Annotated in this window: 22 protein-coding genes and 1 tRNA gene; 13 read left to right on the top strand and 10 right to left on the bottom strand. The window is 49.4% G+C overall.

The window, feature by feature from the left end:
• Window positions 1-237: 237 nt before the first annotated feature.
• Window positions 238-630, bottom strand: a complete 393-nt coding sequence (locus BRW83_RS09575) for a hypothetical protein (RefSeq protein ID WP_005879730.1) — start codon at window positions 628-630, stop codon at window positions 238-240.
• Between the two features lie 236 nt (window positions 631-866).
• On the opposite strand from BRW83_RS09575, the gene BRW83_RS09570 reads away from it, so the two are divergent.
• Window positions 867-2,732, top strand: a complete 1,866-nt coding sequence (locus BRW83_RS09570; RefSeq protein ID WP_036602585.1) for a YadA family autotransporter adhesin — start codon at window positions 867-869, stop codon at window positions 2,730-2,732.
• A 79-nt stretch (window positions 2,733-2,811) separates the two neighbouring features.
• On the top strand, window positions 2,812-3,135 hold the full coding sequence (locus BRW83_RS09565) for a hypothetical protein (RefSeq protein ID WP_005879732.1): 324 nt from the start codon (window positions 2,812-2,814) through the stop codon (window positions 3,133-3,135).
• A gap of 127 nt (window positions 3,136-3,262) precedes the next feature.
• On the opposite strand, the gene BRW83_RS09560 is transcribed toward BRW83_RS09565, so the two are convergent.
• From BRW83_RS09560 to BRW83_RS09545, 4 genes are all read right to left on the bottom strand, one after another.
• A complete protein-coding gene (locus tag BRW83_RS09560) occupies window positions 3,263-4,018 on the bottom strand; it encodes an META domain-containing protein (protein WP_005879734.1) in 756 nt (251 codons plus the stop codon).
• Window positions 4,019-4,343: 325 nt separating this feature from the next.
• On the bottom strand, window positions 4,344-4,961 hold the full coding sequence (locus BRW83_RS09555; RefSeq protein ID WP_005879736.1) for a nitroreductase family protein: 618 nt from the start codon (window positions 4,959-4,961) through the stop codon (window positions 4,344-4,346).
• Window positions 4,962-4,971: 10 nt separating this feature from the next.
• The gene (locus BRW83_RS09550; RefSeq protein WP_005879737.1) at window positions 4,972-5,529 is read right to left on the bottom strand and encodes a nitroreductase family protein; all 558 of its coding nucleotides are present in this window, start codon (window positions 5,527-5,529) and stop codon (window positions 4,972-4,974) included.
• Between the two features lie 239 nt (window positions 5,530-5,768).
• The gene (locus tag BRW83_RS09545; RefSeq protein ID WP_005879739.1) at window positions 5,769-7,418 is read right to left on the bottom strand and encodes a phosphoethanolamine transferase; all 1,650 of its coding nucleotides are present in this window, start codon (window positions 7,416-7,418) and stop codon (window positions 5,769-5,771) included.
• A gap of 649 nt (window positions 7,419-8,067) precedes the next feature.
• Here BRW83_RS09545 and BRW83_RS09540 point away from each other — a divergent pair.
• The 3 genes from BRW83_RS09540 to BRW83_RS09530 all read left to right on the top strand — a co-directional run bounded on the left by BRW83_RS09540 (window position 8,068) and on the right by BRW83_RS09530 (window position 10,027).
• Window positions 8,068-9,522 carry a phage tail protein gene (locus tag BRW83_RS09540; protein ID WP_005879741.1) on the top strand — a complete coding sequence of 485 codons (1,455 nt, stop codon included), beginning with the start codon at window positions 8,068-8,070 and terminating at the stop codon, window positions 9,520-9,522.
• 74 nt (window positions 9,523-9,596) lie between these two features.
• Window positions 9,597-9,794, top strand: coding sequence for a hypothetical protein (locus BRW83_RS09535; RefSeq protein ID WP_005879742.1), 198 nt, complete (start codon window positions 9,597-9,599; stop codon window positions 9,792-9,794).
• A gap of 26 nt (window positions 9,795-9,820) precedes the next feature.
• A complete protein-coding gene (locus tag BRW83_RS09530; protein WP_005879744.1) occupies window positions 9,821-10,027 on the top strand; it encodes a hypothetical protein in 207 nt (68 codons plus the stop codon).
• Window positions 10,028-10,453: 426 nt separating this feature from the next.
• Here BRW83_RS09530 and BRW83_RS09520 read toward each other — a convergent pair.
• Window positions 10,454-10,529: transfer RNA gene (locus BRW83_RS09520), tRNA-Lys, on the bottom strand.
• Between the two features lie 476 nt (window positions 10,530-11,005).
• Here BRW83_RS09520 and BRW83_RS09515 point away from each other — a divergent pair.
• From BRW83_RS09515 to BRW83_RS09490, 6 genes are all read left to right on the top strand, one after another.
• Window positions 11,006-11,749 (top strand): TorF family putative porin, encoded by a 744-nt coding sequence (locus BRW83_RS09515; RefSeq protein WP_005879746.1) that lies wholly within the window; start codon window positions 11,006-11,008, stop codon window positions 11,747-11,749.
• A gap of 33 nt (window positions 11,750-11,782) precedes the next feature.
• Window positions 11,783-12,121: a P-II family nitrogen regulator gene (gene glnK, locus BRW83_RS09510; protein WP_005879748.1), complete on the top strand. Its 339-nt coding sequence runs from the start codon at window positions 11,783-11,785 to the stop codon at window positions 12,119-12,121.
• Window positions 12,122-12,134: 13 nt separating this feature from the next.
• Window positions 12,135-13,472 carry an ammonium transporter gene (locus BRW83_RS09505; RefSeq protein WP_036602589.1) on the top strand — a complete coding sequence of 446 codons (1,338 nt, stop codon included), beginning with the start codon at window positions 12,135-12,137 and terminating at the stop codon, window positions 13,470-13,472.
• 205 nt (window positions 13,473-13,677) lie between these two features.
• Window positions 13,678-14,022, top strand: a complete 345-nt coding sequence (locus BRW83_RS09500) for an LAGLIDADG family homing endonuclease (RefSeq protein WP_005879751.1) — start codon at window positions 13,678-13,680, stop codon at window positions 14,020-14,022.
• Between the two features lie 137 nt (window positions 14,023-14,159).
• Window positions 14,160-14,909, top strand: a complete 750-nt coding sequence (aqpZ, locus tag BRW83_RS09495; protein ID WP_036602592.1) for an aquaporin Z — start codon at window positions 14,160-14,162, stop codon at window positions 14,907-14,909.
• A gap of 503 nt (window positions 14,910-15,412) precedes the next feature.
• The gene (locus tag BRW83_RS09490) at window positions 15,413-15,643 is read left to right on the top strand and encodes a hypothetical protein (RefSeq protein ID WP_145814921.1); all 231 of its coding nucleotides are present in this window, start codon (window positions 15,413-15,415) and stop codon (window positions 15,641-15,643) included.
• Between the two features lie 115 nt (window positions 15,644-15,758).
• Here BRW83_RS09490 and BRW83_RS09485 read toward each other — a convergent pair whose 3' ends face one another.
• Window positions 15,759-18,020 (bottom strand): arginine/lysine/ornithine decarboxylase, encoded by a 2,262-nt coding sequence (locus BRW83_RS09485; RefSeq protein WP_005879755.1) that lies wholly within the window; start codon window positions 18,018-18,020, stop codon window positions 15,759-15,761.
• Between the two features lie 579 nt (window positions 18,021-18,599).
• Between BRW83_RS09485 and BRW83_RS11910 the strand changes: the two genes are divergently transcribed.
• Together BRW83_RS11910 and BRW83_RS09480 are read left to right on the top strand one after the other, a co-directional pair.
• Entirely contained in the window at window positions 18,600-19,331 is a 732-nt protein-coding gene (locus BRW83_RS11910) for a PAS domain-containing protein (RefSeq protein WP_081442180.1), read from the top strand.
• 48 nt (window positions 19,332-19,379) lie between these two features.
• Entirely contained in the window at window positions 19,380-20,954 is a 1,575-nt protein-coding gene (locus BRW83_RS09480) for a hybrid sensor histidine kinase/response regulator (RefSeq protein ID WP_145814922.1), read from the top strand.
• Window positions 20,955-21,065: 111 nt separating this feature from the next.
• Here the strand turns inward: BRW83_RS09480 and BRW83_RS09475 are convergent, their stop codons facing one another.
• The 3 genes from BRW83_RS09475 to BRW83_RS09465 all read right to left on the bottom strand — a co-directional run bounded on the left by BRW83_RS09475 (window position 21,066) and on the right by BRW83_RS09465 (window position 24,227).
• Entirely contained in the window at window positions 21,066-22,163 is a 1,098-nt protein-coding gene (locus BRW83_RS09475; RefSeq protein WP_005879759.1) for a porin, read from the bottom strand.
• Between the two features lie 316 nt (window positions 22,164-22,479).
• Window positions 22,480-23,547, bottom strand: coding sequence for a porin (locus BRW83_RS09470; protein WP_005879761.1), 1,068 nt, complete (start codon window positions 23,545-23,547; stop codon window positions 22,480-22,482).
• A 272-nt stretch (window positions 23,548-23,819) separates the two neighbouring features.
• On the bottom strand, window positions 23,820-24,227 hold the full coding sequence (locus BRW83_RS09465) for a pyridoxamine 5'-phosphate oxidase family protein (RefSeq protein WP_005879763.1): 408 nt from the start codon (window positions 24,225-24,227) through the stop codon (window positions 23,820-23,822).
• Between the last annotated feature and the right edge of the window lie 260 nt (window positions 24,228-24,487).

Below are 24,487 nucleotides of genomic sequence, written 5' to 3'. Positions count from 1 at the left end.
TTATAAATGATTTCAGGGCATATAAAAATAAATGGAACTCGCCATTTATATTAAATACATTTATAAACGAATTCAAAATTCTTGCATGGATATCGTTAAGGGATTTAACTTTATAGGGTATTGGCGAATCTGTCTCTGATAGTCCGGGTAGTTAATCCATACATATTATTTGCGATTCATTAATGACGTTAAATAAACGGGACAATCGGTATTGGCAAGCGTTTTCACCATATTTATTTAATTCGGCAAGCCAACAGTTTCCTTTTGCTTTCTGATTTCTTCAAGCTGGTCATTCATGATATTGGAAATCAATACTATTTTGGTAACCAGCTTGCTGGAAGGTGTAATGAAACGCAGTCTCTGATCGCTGTTTTTCTCCGTGAGCCTGGATAGGTTGATCCAATTGTCGTCGACCAGTTTTTTGAAATGATACCTGAAACCGGTATGGGATAAATCCAGGCTGAGAAGGAGCTTTTTCATCGTGAGAGGCCTTTCATGAAGATATTCGGTGAGAACGAACATCAGGATATCCAGAATGACAAGACTGGATCCGACCGGCAGATGATCAGATATGGCATTCCTTAATGATATTAATAATGCCACTTCCAATTTCAGATACATTTTATTCATCAGATTTTCCAATGGCTTTATTTGAAAAAACAATATAAGTGTAAGAGAAAAATCTGAAATCAATAACTAAAATTAGGTACTAAAATTAGGTACTAAAATTAGGTACTAAAATTAGGTACTAAAATTAGGTTTTTATTCTTATTGGGAAATCCTTTCCTTTCATGTTGAAATCATTAAATCCTATCTTGGTTTTAAAAAGATAAAACGGTGTCTAATAAATAATAATGGTGGAAGAGATGAATAAGAAATGGATTGCTTTGGCAGTTGGTTCTGTTTTTGTTACGGGTGCGGTTCATGCAGCTGGTTTTTCATATAGCGGAACAGTTGATCGGTGGGATCGTACATTTTCAGGCACGACAGGTACCGAGACGGCTGATACCATTACCGTGGGAGGGCTGACATCGAACGGAGCCGTGTCAGGGACAACGATTAAGGGAACTGCCGGTTTAGATGCCAATAATGCAGGTATTATCAATGCCGGGGCGATTAGTGGTGCCACAACAATTCATGCAAGCGGTCAAATAACCGGTACAGGCGTGAATGCAGGAACGGGTCAGATCATTGGCACGGGTGGGTTAAATGTTTCGGGTACCAGTACACTGGGAGCGACGGAGACGACTGGAATCACCAATACAGGTGATGTTAAAACGGACACGTTACAGACGACGGGCGCTGCGACATTAAACAGTGTTGGCGTAACCAGTAATGCGACAGTAGGCGGGACACTGGGCGTGACAGGTGATACCGCATTGACGAATACCACGGTTGACGGGACGCTGGGCGTGAGGGGCAATACCAGTATCAATACCACCGGAACGGGTGCAACGACTATCGGGAATGCAAGCGGCAGTGCTGTCACGATTACATCCGGAACGTCCGTGATCAAGGCGGAAAACGGGGCCACTTCCATTACCGGCACGACCAATACAATAAACGGTGATACCAGCAATCTGATTACCAGCCAGACGAATACGGTTGAAGGCAACAAAAACATCATTACAGCAACCGGCGCAGGTGCATCCAATACCATGTCAGTGGCCAACGGTACCAATACGATCACGGCAACCGGAACGGGACAGAATACCATTTCGTCGGCAACCAACAATACGGTGAGGGCGGATCAGAACAATATTATTTCCGCAGGCAATCATAACCAGGTCTTGTCGCAGGGTGACAATACAATGAGTGCCGGTGTCAAAAACACCATTACGGCTGCCGGAAACAACAATATCACTGTGACTGGAGACAATGGCAGCAACAATCTGTCGGCGACAGGTGCAAACGGTGCCAACAATATCACGGCGACTTACAATCGTATAACCGGCGATACCAATACCATCCGGAGTATGGATGACAATAACCGTGTCGTTGTCGGAAACGATGAGACTGGCGGTACAGGTGTCGTCATCAATTCGCTGGGGACGAATCAGGAAACCGGTATTGCCATGAGCGGGACAGGTACGGCGACCGGCATGTCGCTGGCCGGTACGGTCGGAGGGGCTTCTGCGACAATGGCGCTTTCCGGAACGAGGGCTACATTGCAGGCAAGTACGGGCATGGGTCTGGACGTCAACACGGCGACAGCGGACACGACGGCTTTGAGTGGCGGATCGGGTACCGATACGGCTTCTACTGTCGCTCTGGCTGACAACAGGGCAGAGATCATGACCGCTGACAGTGGCTGGGGCCGTAACGGTATGATGGCCAATGCCACGACAACAACTCTGGTAGGTGGTGGTACCAGTATGGCCTTGAGCAGTTCCGGCGCGCATTTTTCGAATGCCAGCGGCGGTCCGGTTACGGTTTCCGGCGTGGCTGACGGTCGCAGCCGTTACGATGCGGTCAACTATGGTCAGTTGCAGGATGTTGAAAGACTGGCCTCTCGCGGTATCGCAGCGGTGAGTGCCATGTCCAATATTCCGCAGGTCGAACAGGGCAAGTCATTTTCAATTGGCGCCGGCGTCGGCAGCTATAACGGTTATCAGGCTATTGCGATCGGCGCAAGTGGACGTGTGACGGAAAACACGATTGTAAAAGCGTCCCTTGGCACGTCTGAAAACGGTCATGTTGCTTTCGGTGGCGGTGTTTCGTATTCCTGGTAAGTGGTGAACAGGAGTGTGCACATCAGGGGCTGGCAGGCGACTGCCGGCCCTTTTGCATTGAAGCGGGAAGGTATGTGTAATGAAAAAAACGGTTTGCGTTTTGCTGGCGGCATTCGCCGGTTTGTTCCTGTCGCCGGGGTTCGCCGACCCGGCTGCCGGCAAAACAGTGGCTCAGGGCGGGGCGTTGAAGATGAAGTTTCTGGGCAAGTTCGATGCAGGTGTCCCGAATGCCGGGATTTACAAGATGTACGATCCGTCGGACGACGTGGTGTGCTATGTCCTGATGCCGGATTTGCCGGTGACACGAAAAATCCCGCAGGGAATCATGTATGAAGGCAACTCTATCGGCTCGATCAGTTGTGTGAAGGTGAAGGTGCATGTTGTGCCGATGAAAGCAAGGTGACGATTGCCGCAGGCGAAATTGAATGGCTTTTTTGTGCCGGTTTTCTGCGCGGGAGAGGAATTTGGAAAATCCCGACAGTCTTGTGTCCATCGGGATTTCCTGAACGGCAGCAGATGGTGGACAAACGTTACTGAACAACCATATCCATGACATAGGCCTGATTCGGTGCATTGACGGCCGGGTTGGTTACGTTATAACGTTTCAGGCGCAGGATGTGACCCATGCCATCGTGTCTGTAACCTTCAATGTTTGGATAGAAAGGACGCCATGTGCTGGTGCCGTTGATGACGCCGTTATTGTCGTAATAGACGTCACGCACCTGCAGGCACTGTTTCAATGGCATTCCCGGAAGGGCGCATGCCACCGTCGATGAAGCGACTTCCATGAATATGGTTTCGCCGGTGCCACCGTAACGGACTTCGGCTGTAGGACGGCCGGTAAAGGTCAGGGTGTTGCCGTCAGTAAAGCGCAGTTTCATGACCGGGGCGGCAGAGAGGTAGATGTCTATGTTGGCTTTTTTCTGGAACTGGGCAGCGACCTGCTGTTCCAGTGTATTCAGCTGTGGTGCACAAAGCATCCGGGTCGATACCATATCGGAAAACGTCACCATGTTTTCGTTCAGAAGGTAATTGCCGGACATGACGTTACACGTGTTCGAAATAGTAAAGCGGTTGACCTTGAAGTCGACCTGTACCGGTTTGGATGGCTGGACGAACAGATAGTCAAGGCGCTGGCCACGATGATTGGTTGCATCGGTCAGTTGCCAGTGAAATGCATCAAGGGAATTGACCGCTTGCGAAACGGGTGGATTGGAGTCGGGCATTTGCGCGCAACCGACCAGAACAAGCGGAGCTACCAATAAAGATAAGAGATAACGCTTCATATTATTCTCCAGGGATGATTTTGCCAGCCGAAAACAGGGACTGGACAGAATGGGGCACTTCTTCTCACAGGTGAAAATGTAACATTGCGAGAACGGGAAGTGCTTCGATTTATCAAATTTGTTTCAATTTTCCTGAAAGACATGTCAGGACAACGCGCCCACATGCTCTTGCGACAATGTGACAGCCCTCATGTTTTTAAGTTCAGGAATTTGCGGGACAGGCAGTATTAATGAATAAGCGTTTGGTCATGATCAACTATCAGAATCCGGGGGAAATAAAAAAAGAGCTTTCAGTCTGAAAACTCTTTCATGAATGATGGAGTGGTTATTTTTTTCCGATCAACATCAGGTTCAGGGGCTTTTCGTCCGGCTTGAGTTTCAGTGCCTGACGCAATTGGGCCTCGTCAATTGAAATGACGTAACGACCTTCTATCGCCAGAGATTCAGCAGCCAGATAGATATTTTGTGTCATGGCACCTGAAGCGATCCAGGCGACATCCGGTTTTGTGCCGCTGTCTGCCACAAAGACGAGGACAACGGGCGAGAGCCCGACGATCGGTTGCGGCCCGGCTTTTTCCCTGACATCCTGTTTCGAGATTTCAATCAGCCTGTTATCTTTCCAGTTGTATTTGAATACACCGCTGTTGTCGAGTACATAAATGGTATTGTACGGCGCTTTTCCCATGGCAAACGGGACAGTCCAGCCTTTGCCGAAACGGTTTTTCCCCGATGCTGCCCATAACAGGTTGGACAGTTCCTGTTTGGAGATGTCTTTCAGGGGAAATTCACCGGCTTTGGCAGAATGGCGGCTGTTCAATGCAGCGAAAACCCCCATGCCTGCGGATGTTTTAGGGGCTGGCAGGATAACGTCTGCCCATGCAGGCGCACTGATGAGTGTCATGGCGGCCAATGCACTTATGATGCGTTTACGGTTGTCGAACATGGCTCTCTCCTTATTTCACGAAGTGAATGACGTCGCGCCGACGTTCAGGGGTGGCCGGTTTTTCGTTCGCATATCCCAATGAAACGGCAAATTGGGGTTTGTAGCCATCGGGAATGCCGAGCTCTTTCATAAGTGTCGCGGCAACAGCAGGATCGTCGAACGCTTGCGTGAAGCTGGCCAGATAACAGGAGCCAAGTCCCAGTGCGTTGGCGGCAACGCACATGTTCTGTGTGGCGTTGGCGCAATCGATACGGGCATTGCGATTATCGTTTCCGGAAACGATGATAACGGTCGGGGCATGGTAGAAAGGGGAAAAATCCGGGTCGTTCGCTTTTTCCAGACTACGGGCATCCCCCATCTTGCGAAGTGTGTCAGCAGCGGCTTTCGAAAGCTTTTTCAGCATGTCATTATTCTGGATGACCGTGAAATCCCAGGATTGCAGGTTTCGCGAGGTCGCGGCATAAATGGCGGCTTCCAGAATCCAGTTGAGGTCGCGTTCAGCAATCTGGGTGGTTTTGTACGATCGGATGCTTCTGCGGGTCAGCATGGAGTTGATCGTCTCATTCATGAGAAATCTCCTTGAAAGATAGGTTCGTAGCCTTAAAGGCTGTGTGCGGTTGGGGATGAAGCTTATTAGACCACTGTTTTTTTGCCCTGTAAACTTGAGCTCTTCATATTCTGTTTTCTGAATGTCTCAGCATGTTTTGACGTTGGCGGAAAAGAAAAAGTTGCCTTTTCCTGAAAGGTTTATAAAAAAAGGACTATCGCGCGGGATAGTCCTTCGTAAAAAACAAGATCAGTTCAGAATCAGTGCGGCAGCGGTTTCAGCCGGCAGTTTTCAAACATGTCTTTCGATTTGTCGTAGGTTGATGATTTCACTTCCATCAGCGCCAAAAGGGTGTGGAAAAGATTGTCGTGCGAATAAGTGTTCTTTTCCGCTTCTTTCGCGATACAGCTGTAATCGAGATGGTCGAATTTCTTCATGTTTTCGGACATCCAGAGGACCATCGGGACTTTTTTCTGCTCTAAAGGAGCGATGGAATACGGAAGTCCATGCAGGTAAATATTGTTTTCCCCCAGTGATTCGCCATGATCGGATATATACATCAGGCCGGACTCCAGATGCGGGAAACGTTTCAGGATATTGATGGCGTTGGCAACGACATAGTCCGTATAGAGAATCGTATTGTCGTATGTGTTCACGACCTCTTCACGGGTACATTTCTGAATGTCTGCCGTATCGCAGGTCGGCGTGAACTTTTTGAATGTCGCCGGATATCGCTTGTAATAAGTCGGTCCGTGACTGCCCATGGTATGCAGGATGATGAAAGCGTCTTTGGTGACATTGCCCAGATATTCATCGAGGTCTTCCAGCAGGACTTCATCGAAACAGCTTTTTCCGTCACAGTATCGGATGTCATTTTTCTTGACCATCTCTTCGTTGGGAACCCGGTTGCAAACGCCCTTGCATCCGTCATCATTGTCTTTCCACAAAACCTGAAAACCCGACTGCTGCATCAGATCGACCAGATTTTCCGAATAAGCCGCATCGTCGGCATTGAATTTCTCACGCCCCATGTTCGAGAACATGCATGGAACGGAAATGGCTGTCGCCGTTCCACAGGAATAGACATCCTTGAAAGAAATCACATCTTCTTTCGCCAGCATCGGATTGGTCTCACGCGGATATCCATTCAATGAGAAGTTCATCGACCGGGCCGTTTCCCCGACGACCAGAATGAAAACGGTCGGAGCGGCGTCTTCGTAAGGCATCAGCTTTGCCTTTTCATCGAGCCGTGCGAACTGGCGGTTGACCAGCGATTTGTGATGGTAATACCGGACGGTTGCATAGATGTAGTTGGTGGGATTGATCAGACGTGGCATTTCATGGTGGTTACGGCCGAAAGCGGCGTATTCCTTGAAAAACAGGGCTGCAATGCCGCCGATAGTGACGATGGAACCGACTATGGCGAAAAGACGGAAACGCAATTCTTTCCAGAAACTCTTGTATTCGATTTTCGTGAATACCAGAAGCGCGGCAGGAATGATTCCGGTAATGAATATCCATGTTATGGCGGAGAGCGACATCAGGTCCATCGCTTCGCGGGTTGTGGTTTCAAAGGCGTTACGGATCATGTCGGAATCGATGAAAACACCCAGATTGAACATGAAGTAATTGGTGGCGGAAGATATGAGCAACAGGCCTGTCAGCAATGGTTTCGTCAGATACGGCAGGCAGAAGATGTTCAGTAAAAGGTATAAGGCAGCGAAGACAAAGACCGGAAGGCTGATTCCGAAAAAGAACATTTTGATGCCAGTCACCTCCAGATGGACGAGCAGATAACGCCAGAGACTCAGATTCAGGATACTGGTCATGTAAAGTGCCGAGAACAGGATTAACCAGTGACTTTTAATGTGGAATTTATAAGGGAATGAACTGAAAGAGAGTCGTCTCATGATGAAGGTTGAAGTCGATGCGTTCGGTACGTTAAAGCCTGCTATTTATGGCGCCTGAAATTATGTTGCGAAATTATGACAGAATCGGTATTTTTTTGTTGACAATTCTGGAAATATTTTTTTGCTTATAGAAAACAGGCAAGAGCATACGACGGTCAGACTCCGCAGAATGAAATATTCACACTTTGTTACATTTGTCATAATTGCCGGGATTCTGATTGCCTGAAAAAGTGGCAATTATGACCGGCCGCGCCTGAATTGTTGGCTGGCTCATCTTTATACACCGGGTTTTCCACAGGATGTGGGGATAAATAAAAAGCACATAGCCGGGATGAGGGATGACAATGGTCGAATAATGAGTGAGTTGCCCGAAGCAAAATCGGGAGAAATGGAAAATATTTTGCTTGTTTATTTTCAAATACCATGACAACGCTGTAGTACATGACATTTCATCAAAAAGCGCATTCGTGCCTCTCTCTGTTGTAAAAGACTGAGGGTGCCTGCAGAAAATGTTGTAACAAACGTCATATTCATGTCATGCAAGCTGACCGAAGAAAAATCCTGACGTACTATTCGCGCTTCCCAATTGGGCTTTATTGTTCAATCAGACCCGCTACCGGAGACGGTGTCTATTTTTTGAAAGAGTATTGTGGAAGCACAGGCAAGAGAAAATTCAATTCAGGTCCGAAACGACTTCAAACCCTTCGCGACAGGAGAAGGAGCCAACGTAGTAGACCAGCTGGAATATGAAAAATCAGGCTTTCTGAAAGAAGGCTTCAAAAAAGGAATGGCAAGATCCTCCGAGATCAACAAGGCCATCCGACAGGGATCGTCCATTGCCGCCGCCGTTGCGCGTTTTGCGGCGGAAAAGACCGGAGAAGATATCTTTGACAATGGTGATATCGGTGCGCTTTCCCGACAAATCGAAACCGCCATCAGCAGTGTCTCGTCCCTTTTGATTGCTGACGCAGACGGATTACCTGACGCATTGATTGCGCGCTTTACGCCAAAAGTGAAAGAACTGAAGCATGGCCTGCCCGTGCATGTCCGGGCAAAAGACATCAATGTCACGGTTATCCCGACCTTCAATGCCGATGAAACAGGCGCAAAAGCCATCGTCAAAGGCAATAACCTGCCGCTGGCGATCGGGGATATTGCCGGAGCGGGACACTGGCTGGAAATGCAATACGACGAAGCGCTGGACAAATGGATCCTGCAGAATCCGGCCAAAGGCATCAGCCCGTCAAGCGGGGTTCCGGTTGGAACCATTGAATACTTTGCCTCAGCGATTCCGCCTGCAGGATACCTCAAGGCGGATGGGGTGGCAGTGGGACGTACGACATACCCGGAACTCTTTGCAGCGATAGGGACGGCATTTGGAGAAGGTGATGAATCCACCACGTTCAACCTGCCGGACCTGATTGACCGGTTCGCTCAGGGGAGTTCTACGCCGGGGCTGAAGATTGAGGCGGGGTTGCCGAATATTACTGCTGGCGCAACAATTAGATTACATGCAAATAATGTGACAGGTGCTTTTGTTGGTGATGGTCAAGATCATAATCAGGTCGGTTATACTGGCACTTCTGCAATTCAATTTATAACGGGATTTGATGCCTCTAGATCCAATCATATTTATGGTGCTTCCAATACCGTCCAGCCCCCTGCATTAACCTTGTTGCCCTGTATCAAGGCCTTCGATGCAGCGACGAATCCCAGCCTGATTGATATTACGGAATTGGCGAATGATGTTGCTGATCTGTCAGCAAACAAACTTGATAAATCTGTAAATGGCAAAGCCGTCAAATACATCACGGAAACTTATAACGATGGCATGAACTGGTACCGGAAATGGTCGGATGGGTGGCTGGAGCAGGGAGGTATGCTTGTTGCGCAAACGGGCATTATAACGCTCACCTTTTTATTGCCATTTTCTGACGATAAATACTGTATTTTGAAAAATACGGGGTCTACAGTAAACGGCGGATATCCGAGCAGCGCGGCCGTGTCTTTTTACAATTTAACTGCGACATCTGCTCTAACTCCACAAGTGGACGTGTATACGTACTCACGTTGGTACGCATGTGGACAAGGAGCCCAATTATGATCGGAAAATAAATCCATAAACCAGTACACGACTGGGATGACTATCGAAATACGGCGATCTGGTGCAATGTCAACATGTTCAGGATTGAAGAGATAGGTAGCTATTACGAAGTCGTCACGTTTCCGGAACAGACGCTAGAAGATGCGAAAGCCGCGAAACTGGCCGAAATCAACGGCGCATGTGACGGCATTTTGAAAGATGCTGTCAAAACCTATACGGACACGGAAATGATGACTTTCGACCAGCAGATCAGTGACGCAAAGGTTTTGTAGAAACCGGTAAAAAATCGGATGCAACTTTGTTATCGGCTCTGGCAAGTGCGCGAGGGATATCGCTGGCTGATCTGGTCAATCGTGTCATGCAAAAACACGGGGCTTATTCTGTTCTGTCGGGTGTCGTCATCAGGCAGAGACAGGCACTTGAAAACAGGTTGGATATATGTGAAACAATCGATGATGTCAACGCGATCGAAGTCACCATAAACGTGTCCGTAGATGAGAATTGATCAGGTTTTGATTGCAGTCGATCAGCTGGCCAATACATTGATCGGTAAATGGGCGGATGAAACTTTATCAAGCTGGGCATGGCGGGAAAGGCATAAAAAAGACGCTGGAAAATCATAATGCACGTCATTGACGTGCTTTTTTTTGGCAAAAAGAACATTGCCGGCAGGCTTATGAGTCGGAAAAAAACGATTGCAAATGCCGCAGGAATTCAGGAAACCAGAATGACAGAATGCAGATCATCTAAATTGCCGGGGAACATCGACGCGTTGTGAGGCGTTCTTGAGGCAAAACTCAATAAAGGATGAAATCCTATGCGCGTTTCGCCTGAATTAGAGGCACAAAAAAAGACATTTTGACCTGTAAATCTCAAACTATATAAGGCATAAAAAAGGGTTACGTAAAAGTACGTAACCCCTTGAATTTATTGGTGGGTTGTGAGCGACTCGAACGCTCGACCTACGGATTAAGAGTCCGCAGCTCTACCAACTGAGCTAACAACCCATCGAGGGATGAAATTATAGCAGCAAAATCGTCCGAGGTTAATACCGGCGTGCTGTTTCTTTCATGTAATGCCTTTTTCATACGATTTTTATTGGAAAAAATGCATAAGGCCAGCTCGGGAAGCCTTTTTTCACCCATTGAGTTGTCCAGCTTGCTGGCAATGCCCTGAATGCTGTTTTTCCAACAAAAATACCCGTCATTACCTTATTTTTTCACCAATTTGGTGCATATTTTTCCGATTTTATGGTGTTTTGGCATGGGGGATCTGTCATGCCAGTCTTTCTATTCTGCATAAGAATGCCTCTCCATAATGCCCAAATACGGTTTTTATTCAGTAAACCCTGCCGTTAACAGCTTCTTTACAGGCACTCTCTTCATATTGGCGACATCTTGATATCGATTCCTTTATAAAAGTTGGCACGCATTATGCGTAAGTCTAATCATAAAAATATTGAAGCTTTTTTAAGGAGCATTTCATGGATCGTAGAATCATCGCCCTTTCCTCTTTAGCCTGTCTGCCCTTTCTGGGCATCTCCAGCGTTAATGCCGAGGAAGCTAAAAACCCGTTTTCTGCCAATGTCACATTGACGAGCGATTACGCTTATCGCGGGATCAGCCAGACGGATGAACGTCCCGCCATTCAGGGTGGGTTCGATTTCAAGCATGATTCCGGTTTTTATGCCGGTACCTGGGCCTCAAGTATTTCATGGCTCCACGATATGTCTGATGGTGGTGCGCCTTCGAGCAGTATGGAACTGGATGTATATGGCGGCTACAAGCACCAGTTCGGTGATTTCGGCGTGGACGTCGGTTTGCTGGGGTATCTCTATCCGGGCAGTTACAGCAGTGCGTGGAAACAGGCTAACAATATGAAAGACCCGCACACGCTGGAAGGCTATATCGGCGGTTCGTGGAAATTTCTTTCATTGAAGTATTCCCATTCGTTTACGGATCTGTTCGGGGCGGTCGATACGAAAAACAGCAAGTACATCGACTTTTCAGCCGCTTATCCCTTGACGGAGAAGCTTACTTTAAATGCCCATTTCGGTCGCCAGATCATTACCGGTTCGGGCAATTCCTATAACGACTGGAAACTGGGGGCGACGCTCAATTGGCAGGGATTCGATTTCGGCCTGCATTACGTCGATACCGATCTTGCGAACAAGAAAGAAGCCAATGCGGATGCGCGTGTCATTTTTTCGGTGGGGAAAGTTTTTTAGCGCAGACGATGTAATAACGACAAGGAGAGCAATATGAAACTGATCAGTGCCATTATCAAACCATTCAAGCTGGACGAGGTGCGCGAAGCGCTTGCGGCCATCGGGATACAGGGGATGACGGTTACGGATGTTCGGGGATTCGGGCGACAGAAAGGGCATACCGAGTTGTATCGCGGTGCGGAATATGTCGTCGATTTTCTTCCGAAAACGAAGATTGAAGTCGCTATTGCGGATGAGTTTTTCGAACGGGTGATCGAAGCCATCGAAAAATCGGCTTCGACCGGAAAAATCGGGGACGGCAAAATATTTGTCGTCAATCTGGAAGAGGTTATCCGTATTCGTACCGGTGAAACCGGCGCGGGTGCACTTTGATGAGGAGACTGTCGTGAAAGCCTTGATTTCAATATTGCTGGTGGCTGGCCTTGGCGTTTTGACGGGTTCGGCTTTTGCCGAAGAGATGACGGTGTCGTATGGCGTAATGGTGAGCGATCCTGTGTCACAGTTGAGTGCGGGGGATACGGCCTGGATGCTGACGTCCACGATGCTGGTCATTTTGATGATCATTCCGGGGCTGGCCCTTTTTTACGGTGGGCTGGCCCGCACGAAAAACATGTTGTCGGTCCTGATTCAGGTTTTTGTCGTGTTTTCCCTGATTTCCCTGTTGTGGGTCATGTACGGGTATACGCTGGCGTTTTCCGGAGACGGGGCGGTTATCGGTAATTTCGATAAGGTTTTCCTTTTGGGGATAACACCGGACACGTTATCTGCGACTATGAAAACGGTGCCTGAATATGTTTTCGTCGCGTTTCAGGGGACGTTTGCCGCGATTACGGCTGCCCTGATTGTCGGTGCGTTTGCCGAACGTATCCGTTTTGCCGCGGTGATGCTCTTCATGGTCTTGTGGTTCACGTTCAGTTATATCCCTCTGGCCCATATTGTCTGGGGTGGCGGATTCCTTGCCGATGACGGGGCGCTGGATTTTGCCGGGGGAACGGTCGTTCACATCAATGCCGGTATCGCCGCTCTGGTTGGTGCTTATATGGTCGGCAAACGGATCGGTCTGGGAAAGGATGCTTTCATGCCGCATTCGCTGACCCTGACGATGGTAGGCGCATCGCTTCTGTGGGTGGGCTGGTTCGGTTTCAATGCCGGTTCGGCCGGAGCCGCCAACGGTACGGCAGGTCTTGCCTTCGTTAACACAGTGGTTGCGACGGCGGCGGCAACACTGTCATGGCTGGCGGGTGAAGCGTTCCACAAGGGAAAGGCGTCGATGCTTGGGGCCGCTTCCGGTGCCGTTGCGGGACTGGTTGCCGTGACTCCGGCAGCCGGGTATGCCGGTCCGATGGGCTCGATCGTACTGGGGCTGATTTCCGGGATTGTCTGTTTGTGGAGTGTCAGCTGGTTCAAGAAAATCCTGAATGTGGACGATGCGTTCGACGCTTTCGGGGTTCACGGGGTCGGCGGTATTGTGGGTGCGATCCTGACCGGTGTGGTGGTTTCTCCGGCACTGGGTGGAACGGGTCTTTCCGGCGGCGATTATTCGATGGGATGGCAGGTCTGGATACAGGTCAAGAGCGTTCTCGTGACGATTGCATGGTCCGGTATTGTCTCTTTCATCGCTTACAAGATTTCCGACAAGGTTTTCGGTTTGCGTGTTTCGGAAGAAGAGGAAAGGGCCGGTCTGGACAATACCTCTCATGGCGAATCGGCTTACCGTTACTGATATTTCAACAGATGGCGGTTAAATAAAACGATGGCGCCTATCCGGCGACTTTCTGGCTGCGGGCTTAAAAGGCCCGCAGTTTTTTATTCAGGGATCGTTTTTATGAAACAGCTTCTAAGCGGGTTCCGGTTTGTCCGGGTGAAGTCCAGGTTTCCTGATAATGAGGGGGCAGGTGATATGATGTAGCGTTGAAGAAGGAGGAAATATGTCGATTCTGACGGAATTTGAATTGTCGCTGCCACATGGGTACTTGGATGCAGATGGAACGGTTCACAAGGAAGGGGTCATGAGACTGGCTACGGCAATGGACGAGATTTTGCCAATGAGAGACCCGAGGGTACAGGGTAATCCGGGTTATCTTGCTGTGATATTGTTCAGCCGGGTCCTCCTCCGGCTGGGAACCTTGCCACTCATCGACACCAGTATCATCGAGAGACTGCATCCGGACGATATGGCTTTTCTCGAGCGTTTTTACGAAAAAATCAACGGTTTTGAAGACGAACATTCCCATGATTCGTCATGTGGTGGACAGTGTTGTTGCGGGCACTGAGTATTTGCTGAAAGGAAACGGGTTTTCAGGGCGTCTTTTTCAGAGAAGGTAAGATCGGCTTGATTCTCTTCAACGTTCCCGGAATTTTATGGGATGAAGAGGGGTCAAACGCCTGTTTATCTCTCTCTGGAGGTCTTATGTCTTTGTCGAAAGCGTTGGGTGCCGAATGTATCGGCACGTTCTGGCTGGTACTGGGAGGGTGCGGAAGTGCCCTGTTTGCAGCTGCTTTTCCCGAATTGGGAATCGGTTTTTACGGGGTGGCGCTGGCGTTCGGCTTGACTGTCCTGACGATTGCTTATGCGATCGGCCATATTTCGGGATGTCATCTGAATCCGGCCATTTCCATCGGCATGGCTGTCGGAGGACGTTTTCCCTGGAAGAATGTGATTCCCTATATCATTGCCCAACTGGTCGGGGCCTGTATCGCGGCTTTTGTTTTGTATATGGTTTATACCGGCCGTCCCGATGCTTTTGTGGGCAGTTTTGCATCGAACGGATACGGCGAAAATTCACCGGGCGGATACAGTCTGGCGGCCTGTTTCCTGATTGAAATGGTTTTGTCTGCCGGATTTCTGTTCGTTATCATGGGCTCTACCCACCGTCTTGCCCCCGTAAAATTTGCGCCACTGGCCATTGGCCTGTGCCTGACGCTGATCCACCTGATTTCCATTCCCGTCACAAACACATCCGTCAATCCGGCACGATCCACTTCGCAGGCGATCTTTGCCAATGTGTCATGGCCACTGGAACAGCTGTGGATGTTCTGGGCAGCCCCGATTGTCGGTGCCGTCATTGGCGCAGCCATTTACCGCTTCCTGATGTCCTCCCGAAATGGAAAAGATGGGGATGTCGTTACCGTTGATGAAACCGTTGTCGAAACCGACTGATACCGACCTGGAAGATGCCCGGCAGGATTCTTTATGGTTTTTGAACCGATGTCGGGCGAAAGAATGAAAGCTCCTCGTACGCCATGCAATCAATGACACGATTGCGTGGCGTTTCTGAATTTGCCTCGAAAAGATTACGATTTCAGGAGAAATGATTCAAGGCATTGGCTGTCATTGTGTTTATTCAGAGTTTGCCATTTTCTCCCTGCCTGTTGAATGTGTATTACTCCGGAGATTCCGCATAATTCCCGGGAAACCGGAGAGCTGACAAGGAAATATTAGTGACGGCTCTTTATCTGAAATGCATTTTTTATAACTTTTTAAACGTTTTTATATAACTTACATGTCTATATAATATGCCGGATAATCTTTTTTTTACATAAGTCGCTCTTTTTTAACACAATTTTCATATTGGGCATATAATCTGTTCCCCGCTGACGGGCTTTTGTCCAAAAGATGAACGCCCGGGCGCGATGATCAATGTTTTAAGAAAGGATTCGATCATGAATACAATAAAAAATTCGATACAACATGCTGTCATGTTCGGGGGCTTGCCTGCCTGCATGATTGCCATGATCCTGTTCCGCGATCCTTCCAGCCACCAGCCGACTCACGACATGCCGGGTGGTGCCAACCGTTTTGTCAACCGCAGCCGCTCGATCAGTGAACCTTTGCCGGTTGCAGAAAGAGGGAATCGTCTTGTCGGCCGTCGGGTCAGAACGAAGATCATTTGACGGAGCCTTTATCCGGAAACCAAATCGAAGTCAGGGATCCAGGTTGCCGGATATGTCAGGTTTAAAAAAGGGGCGTTTATCGCCCCTTTTTTCATGATGCCGGTTTATCTGGATATCAGACGAATTCCTGTTTCACGCAATCGACGTAGTATTCCCATTTGCCGTTCTCTTCCTGACGGATCAGACCGTGAACGTCGGTTTCGAAACCGGGGAAACGGTCGTTGAAATCGCGGGCGAATTTCAGGTAATCGACAATGGTCTTGTTGAAACGTTCGCCCGGGATCAACAGCGGAATGCCAGGCGGATACGGCGTCAGCAGGATGGCGGTGACACGGCCTTCCAGTTCGTCGATGGGCACACGTTCGATTTCACGGTGCGTCATGCGGGCATAGGCATCGGACGGTTTCATGGCCGGACTCATGTCGGAGAGGTACATTTCCGTCGTCAGGCGTGCCACGTCGTATTCACGATAGAAATCGTGGATTTTCTGGCACAAATCGCGCAGGCCAAGCCGTTCATAACGCGGATTGGCGGCCGCGAATTCCGGCAGGATGCGCCAGATCGGCTGGTTCTTGTCGTAGTCGTCCTTGAATTGCTGCAGGGAGGTGACAAGCGTATTCCAGCGGCCTTTCGTAATGCCGATGGTGAACATGATGAAGAAGCTGTAAAGACCGCATTTTTCAACGATGATGCCGTTTTCTGCCAGATACATCTTGACGATGGACGCCGGAATCCCGGTTTTTTCGAATTCGCCTTCCAGCGACAGGCCCGGGGTGATGACGGTGGCCTTGATCGGGTCGAGCATGTTGAAGCCCGGCGCGATATCACCGAAACCGTGCCATTTGTCTTCGGCTTTCAGTATCCAGTCTTCGCGTTCTCCGATGCCGTTTTCAGCGAAGTTTTCCGGTCCCCATACTTCGAACCACCAGTCCTGGCCCCATTCTTTTTCGATCTTGCGCATGGCGCGGCGGAAATCCAGTGCCTCAAGAATGGATTCCTCGACAAGGGCGGTGCCTCCGGGCGGTTCCATCATGGCGGCTGCGACGTCGCAGGACGCGATGATGGCGTACTGTGGCGACGTGGAGGTATGCATCAGGAACGCTTCGTTGAAGATGTTCTGGTCGAGTTTGACCTCTTCGGAGTCCTTGACAAGGATTTGCGAGGCCTGCGAGAGACCAGCCAGCAGTTTGTGAGTGGACTGGGTCGAGAAGATCAGCGATTTTTTGGCCGGCGGGCTGTATTTGCCGATGGCGTGCATATCCTTGTAAAACTCGTGGAATGAGGCATGCGGCAGCCAGGCTTCATCGAAATGGAGCGTGTCGATTTCGCCGTCGAGCATGGTCTTGATCGTTTCGACGTTATAGACGATGCCGTCGTAAGTCGATTGCGTGATCGTCAGGATACGCGGTTTTTTGTTGACGGCATCACGGGCGAACGGGTTGGCCTCGATTTTTTTCCGGATGTTTTCCGGTTCGAATTCCGCTTTCGGGATAGGCCCGATGATGCCGTAATGGTTGCGTGTCGGCATCAGGAAAACAGGAATCGCTCCGGTCATGATGATGGCGTGCAAAATAGATTTGTGGCAATTGCGGTCGACGACGACAATGTCGCCGCTGGCGATGCTGGAATGCCAGACGATCTTGTTGGAAGTCGATGTACCGTTGGTGACGAAATAGCAGTGGTCCGCGTTGAAAATGCGGGCGGCATTGCGTTCGCTCTGGGCTACCGGGCCGGTATGATCAAGCAGCTGGCCGAGTTCCTCAACGGCATTGCAGACGTCGGCACGCAGCATGTTTTCACCGAAGAATTGATGGAACATCTGGCCGATCGGCGATTTCAGAAAAGCGACGCCACCGGAGTGGCCGGGACAGTGCCAGGAGTAGGAACCGTCCTGCGCGTAATGCATCAGGGCGCGGAAAAACGGCGGAGCCAACCCGTCGAGATAGGTTTTGGCTTCACGGATGATATGGCGTGCGACGAATTCAGGCGTATCCTCGAACATGTGGATGAAGCCGTGCAGCTCGCGCAGCAAGTCGTTCGGAATATGGCGCGAGGTGCGTGTTTCACCGTAGAGGTAGATCGGGATATCGGCATTCTTGCTGCGGATTTCAGTGACGAATTCACGCAGCGGCTTCAGCGCGTCGTTGATTTCGCCGTCGGTGCCTTCGCCGAATTCTTCGTCATCGATGGACAAAACAAATGCGGAAGCGCGGGATTGTTGCTGCGCGAACTGGGACAGGTCGCCGTAGCTGGTGACGCCAAGCACTTCCATGCCTTCGTCTTCCATCGCCTTGGCAAGCGCGCGGATACCGAGACCGGAAGAATTTTCGGAACGGTAGTCTTCGTCAATAATGACTATAGGAAAGCGAAATTTCATCGCGTTTCTCCACTGTTCAATATAGAAGAAAAGCAGAACAACTCATTGTTCTGCCACATTTTTCTGGCGCTTTCGTGTGCCATCGATTCTTTCCGGAATTATACGTTATCTGTGTTTTTCCGGTTTTCCGCTTTCAGTTTAATGCATGTTTGTGACGGTGATTCTTCCGACATCAAACGAAGCTGTTTTCGTCAACGGAAAAGGCTGGAATCAAAAAACGCAGATTGTCGCAGAAATGTAAGGAGTTTGGGGTTTTTTGCCTTCAATTATTCAATTTTTTCTGTTGTTTTTTTGAAGGGGAGGCGTTTTTCCTGAAAATAATTTCAAATATGGAGTGTTTTGAGTTTAAAGACGTTTTTTCACTTTCTCAGCTATTGTCTCTCACGATAAATTTTTCAGTCGGAAATATTCCTTTCTGACAATTTTGTTCGGGGAAGTTTTACAATTTCTCACTATGGTTCGTGGCAAGAATCAAATTATCGAAGAAACCGGATTTTTATAGTGCCAGATGGAGTCCTTGGGATGTGACGCGTGCATATATTGATCTGTGATTTCCTATATCCCGGAAAAGGTGTACAGATGGAATTGAACTGGCTGCTGAACGAATATGACGGAATCGTCTATGTCAGCGATATGCAGACCTATGAATTGCTGCATATGAATCGGGCAGGGTGTGAAGCGTTTGGCGTCAATGAAGAAAGCTTCAGGGATCATGAGCGCAAGTGTTACGAGGTACTGCAGAGCCGTGACTCACCGTGCCCTTTCTGTACCAACCATCATCTGAAAGATTCCGGTTTTTATGAGTGGGAACATCACAATGATGCGCTGAATACGACGTATCTGCTCAAAGACAGGAAATTCATGTGGAACGGTCGGGAAGCGAGGATTGAATTCGCAACAGACATATCCGGGTATTCGAAGAAGATTGCCATTCAGGAAAAGGAGCGGAATTCCATTCTGAAAAGTCTGCCGGGCGGCATCGCGCGTCTCGATGCGCGGGATATGAAAACGGTCCTCTGGTATGGGGCGAATTTTCTGCGCATGATCGGTTATACGCCAGAACAGTTCAGGGAAGAACTGAACAGTGAAAGCCGGTATATCCATCCCGAGGATTGTCAGAAAGTTGCCGGTCTGATGGCAAGTCTGAAAATATCCGGCGAAACGGCTATGGATGAAATGAGGATTGTCCGTCGCAATGGCGAAGTCCGTACTTTGAATATCACCTTGAGTTATGAAGACGGAGAATCCAGCGAAGACGGGATTCCTTCCTACTACAGCGTCGGAGTCGATATCACTGAAATGAAAGCGTGACAGGCGTTGCAGCAAAAGGCACTCGAGGAAGCCTGTCAGGCCGCAAGAATGGCGAATAATGCGAAGGCGAATTTCCTTTCCAGCATGTCGCACGATATCCGTACGCCGATGAATGCTATTTTGGGCATGACCGCAATTGCCGATATGCATGCGGAAAACCCGGCGCGAGTGCGTGATTGTCTGAAAAAAATCACGACGTCCAGCAAATACCTGCTTTCCCTGATCAACGAGATTCTGGATATGTCCAGGATTGAAAATGGAAAACTGGGCATTTGCGAAAACAATTTCGATCTTGGAGAACTGGTCGAAAATACGCTTGAATTGTGTCGTCCCCTGCTGATGCAGAAGAATCATGAAATCCGGATTGCTATTGGCCAGAAGATCCACGAAAGTCTGGTCGGTGACGCCGATCGTCTCCAGAAAGTGTTTTTGAACATTTTGTCCAATGCGATCAAATATACGCCAGACGGCGGCCTGATTGAATGGACTGTCAATGAAAGGCCACTGGAACTGATGGATTTCGCGATGCTGGAATTCGTTTTCCGCGATAACGGTATCGGGATGTCTGAAGAGTTTGTCGAGCATATTTACGAACCTTTTGTCCGGGCGGAAGATACCCGGATCAATGATGTTCAGGGAACGGGTCTTGGCATGGCGATTGCCGGGAATATCGTGCATATGATGAATGGAACGATTACGGTTGACAGCGTTTTGGGCGAGGGAAGCTGTTTCAGGGTGAATGTACCTTTGAAAATACAGGAACAATCGGTCAAGGTTTCAGACGAGTTTTCAGGACTTTCCGTTCTGCTTGTCGATGACGACAGGGATGTGTGTGAAAACGCGTCTGCTCTGCTCAAAGAGTTGGGCGTCGATGTGCAATGGGTATTGAACGGGTATGATGCCGTCGATGTTATCCGTATCGCCCATGAAAAAAACGCGGATTTTTTTGCGGCTATCATTGATTGGAAAATGCCTGGAATGAACGGCTTTGAAACGGTCAGGGCCATACGCGAGCAAATCGATCCGGATTTGCCACTGATCATCATGTCCGCTTACGACTATTCAGATATCGGGGAGGAACTGAAAGAAGCGGCGGCAGATGCCTTCATGACAAAACCCCTTTTCCGCTCGAAACTTGTCCGGATATTGCGCCAGTTTCTTGAAAAAAGAAATGTAAAAACATCGAAAGGGGATGTAGGCAATTTCTCCGGTGATCTTGACAGCCGGCGCCTTTTGCTGGTTGAGGACAATGATCTCAATCGCGATATTGCGCGCGAGCTTCTTGAATTGAAAGGGGCGATAGTCGATGTGGCACAAAACGGCCGGCAGGCGGTCGATCTTTTTTCGGCTTCGCCAGAAGGCTGGTACGATCTGATCCTGATGGATATCCAGATGCCGGTGATGAATGGCTATGAAGCGTGTGCCGCCATTCGTGCAATGGGCCGCAAGGATGCGAAAAAAATACCGGTATTGGCGCTGACGGCCAATGCGTTTGTGGATGATGTCATCAAGGCGAAAAAAGCGGGAATGAACGGACATCTGGCCAAGCCGGTCGATGCTGACAAAATGATCGCTCTGGTCAAAAAATGGCTTTTCCTGCCTGAAAATTTTCGGACAAAATAGTTAGGGGCGCAGATGAACTGCGCCCCTTGGGGAGTCACAATCCCGGCAAGCCGGGCGGGAGCCCCCTTTTCCGTGGCGTAAGCCACTGGAACCGGTTATGACCTGTTACGGTCAGAATTTATGCGTGATGCCGACCTGTACACCGGTTACACTATCGTTATTGAAGCCGCTTCCCCGGAAGAAATTGGAAATGGCTTCATTTTCAAAATCGGTGTAGGCCAGAATACCGTACAACGACGTTCTCTTCGACAGGTCGTAGATATAACCCAGGCCGTATTGTTTCAGGTCTGCCGAACTGTTGTTGGCCCAGTAATTTCCACCGTCTGCCGCGGAGACGCCACTGACGTTTTTGAGCTTGACGTAGTTGAAGGATGCTTTCAGGGTACCGGGGCCGAGTTTGTAGTTCAGGCCGAGAATCCAGCTGTTCATGGTGGCGGCAACGCCGTTGATCAGTGTCGAGTCTGCAATGCCGCTATTGGATTTGCCACCGTCATACCAGCCCTTGTCCTTGGTTTTTTCGTATGCCAGAGACAGTCTCAGGTTACCCCAGCTATAAGCGCCACCGACGTCCCAACGGTAGGAATCGTTCGAATCGGTCAGACGGCTCCATGCTCCCAGCAGGGTAATCGGGCCATTGTCGTATACCGCAGCGGCCGCGTAGCCATCGTTATCTGCGCCCGCCTGAACGAATGCATTGGTGGCGTCGCTGCCTTTGGTGTTTTTGCCAAGGCTGTATGTTCCCGTCAACACCAGTCCCGACAGGCTCGGGCTGTCGTAACGGATGGTATTGGAAATACGGCTTGAACGCTGGGTGGAATAAGGCATGTTGGCGATACTGTCGTTATCGAACGGGTCCAGTTTTCGTATGGTTTCGGTCGGGATTTCGTCAACACGTCCGAGGCGGACCGTACCGAACGGGCCACCGATACCGACGTTGGCTCCACCGTCCCAGTCAACTTCACCCAGATTGGTACCGTCGTTGAGGTTGATCCGCTTTTCGATCATGAACAGGGCCTTGTATCCGTTACCCAGGTCTTCGCTGCCCCTGAAACCGATCCGGCTTTCATGGTTATTGCCCATCTGGACATCACTGCCGGTTTCCTTGACGATACCGGTGTCTGCGATACCGTAAATGGTGACGCTGCTCTGGGCGTTTGCCACACCGGCGAAAAGACCGGCGGCGGCGAGTGCAAAGAGTGTCTTTTTCATTATTTCTCCGATTCCCTATCCGTTATATTGACCGAGATGTCTGTATTGATTCGTGTTCTGATGCTTGCATTCGAGCGACTGGATTCAATCTTCATTCGGGTTGGACTGTCGCGTTTTGATAAAAAACGAATGGATGGAATTTATTGAAGAAAGTGTTGCCCTGTCGTGTGGAAGTGTCTTGCAAAGGCAACATGCGGGAAAGGTTCGCGCTGGTGAAAAGACCATAAAAAAGGCACGCATTACTGCGTGCCAAAAAGTAACCCTGAAGGTTTGCCGAAACAGGGGAAGGCGTTTTCGGCAGTTTTTCCGACCGTGATCAGAACTTGTGGTTGATACCGACCTGAACGCCAGTCACGCTGTCATTCTCGAAGCCTTTGCCACGGAAAAATTCGGCAACAGCCTTGTCTTCAAAGTCGGAATAGGCCAGCTGACCGTACAGGGTCGTCCGTTTGGAGAGACTGTAAAAATAACCGATGCTGTATTTCTTGACATCACCGGAGTCGTCCCTTGTCCAGTATGCATTGGTCGAGCCTTTGACATCCTTGACTTTCATCCAGTTGAACGAACCGGCAATTCTGTGTGCTCCGGTTTTATAGTCGGCCGACAGAATCCAGTTGTCCTGTTTTGAACGTATGTTTGTGTCTTTCAGTTTGCCACTGGCACTACCGAATTTCCATCCCTTGTCATCTGTTCTTTCGTAGCCCAGACCGATTTTGACCGAGCCGAATTTATAGGATGCGCCCAGACTCCAGACATTGGAATCGTTGGAGTCCGACAACCGGCTGTAGTTGGCCAACAGAAGGAGAGGACCGTTGTCGAAATTCAGGCCGAGGGCGAAACCGTCGTTGTCTGCGTTATTGCTGGTCAGAGTGTTATTGCCTGAATCCCTGGTGTTCTTGCCAAGGTAATAGGCTGCGGAAAATTTGAATCCGTTAAAAGTCGGAGAGTCGTAACGGGTGGCATTGCTGACACGGCTGGTACGCTGGCTGCCCAGAAGCATACTGCCGACACCTTCCTGATTGAACGGGTCGAGGCGGCGGAAGCTTTCAGTTGCGATTTCATTCATACGTCCCAGACGAACCGCACCGAAAGGCCCGGCCAGACCGACGTTGGATGCCCCTTCAAATTCAAGGTCGCCGTTCTTTGCGCCGTCATTGACATAGAACCGTTTTTCCAGCTGGAAGGTTGCCTTGTATCCGCTTCCGAGATCTTCGGTGCCCTTAAATCCCAGACGGCTGCTGTTCCATTCACCCATTTTCAGGTCCGAACCGGTTTCCTTGATAAAGCCGGTATCCATCAAGCCGTAAATCGTGACGTTGGATTGTGCATGTGCCATGCCGGCAAAGGCGGCCAATAAGGACAATGCGAGAAGTTGCTTTTTCATTGATCACTCCAGATGTAGTTTGTGTCTTTTTTTGCTGAGACAAACGCTGTTTTCTGCTTGCTCATGATCATCTAAAAGCTTTTGTGTGACGGTTTCGTGACAATGAAATAACGGGTTGGCAGTCTCGCGAAAAATAGCGGAAACGGCCCAAAAAACGTTGCATATGTGCATCGGCCCGTTTTTTTGCTGACAGGAGGAAAATGGTTGATGGCAAAGTGAATAATAAAAAAGCGCGGATGTAACAATCCGCGTTTTTTTCATGACGATCGGTCTTATACGAGGTGATATTTCTTGGCAGGCGAACCGGTCAGGTTGGAAACGCTTGCGATGGCCTCTTCGAGATAGAACACTTCAAAAACGGGATTGTCTGCTGTCCTGAACACGGTACGAACCATTTCGCATTCGTCCATGATTCTGTTTTTGATGGCCATGTTGTTTTCGAAGACCACTTTTCCCGCCAGCCTCAGCCAGGTATGTTCCGGCGAGGCGACGGAGAGCTCGACGTAAGGTGCATTTTTCAGTTCGGCATAAACGTCTTTCCGGTTGCTGGTGCAAAACCAGAATTTGCCGTCGTCTTCCATCATGAAGTGGAAGGGCCTTACCTTGGGTTTGCCGTCAAGACCGATGGTAGCGAGAAACTGGACAGGGTTTTCCTTTAAAAAACGGACGATGACTTCCATATTGTCCTCCTTTCGTGTTGTCCGGCCTGACATGACAATCAGGACGGGCGGTGTTGATGACGGTGGAGGTTTGCCAATACTGAAGGTGTTAAAGCAGCCTCACCTTCATGGTATCCCCACTTTTTCATCTTTTCCATTATCGGCCGGGGAAAACAGGGCAAACTGTTGCGGCAAGGTCAGAAAATGTCTTTTTTGGATGGAGAAGGGGAAGGAAAATGGAAAAAAGGCGTGCAGATTGCGCTGCACGCCTTTTTTGAGGA

The sequence above is a fragment of the Oxalobacter formigenes genome (genome assembly GCF_002127965.1).
GTDB classification, from domain to species: domain Bacteria; phylum Pseudomonadota; class Gammaproteobacteria; order Burkholderiales; family Burkholderiaceae_D; genus Oxalobacter; species Oxalobacter formigenes.
The sequence above is the reverse complement of the archived record's forward strand: the minus strand, read 5'-3'. Positions and strand labels throughout refer to the sequence as shown.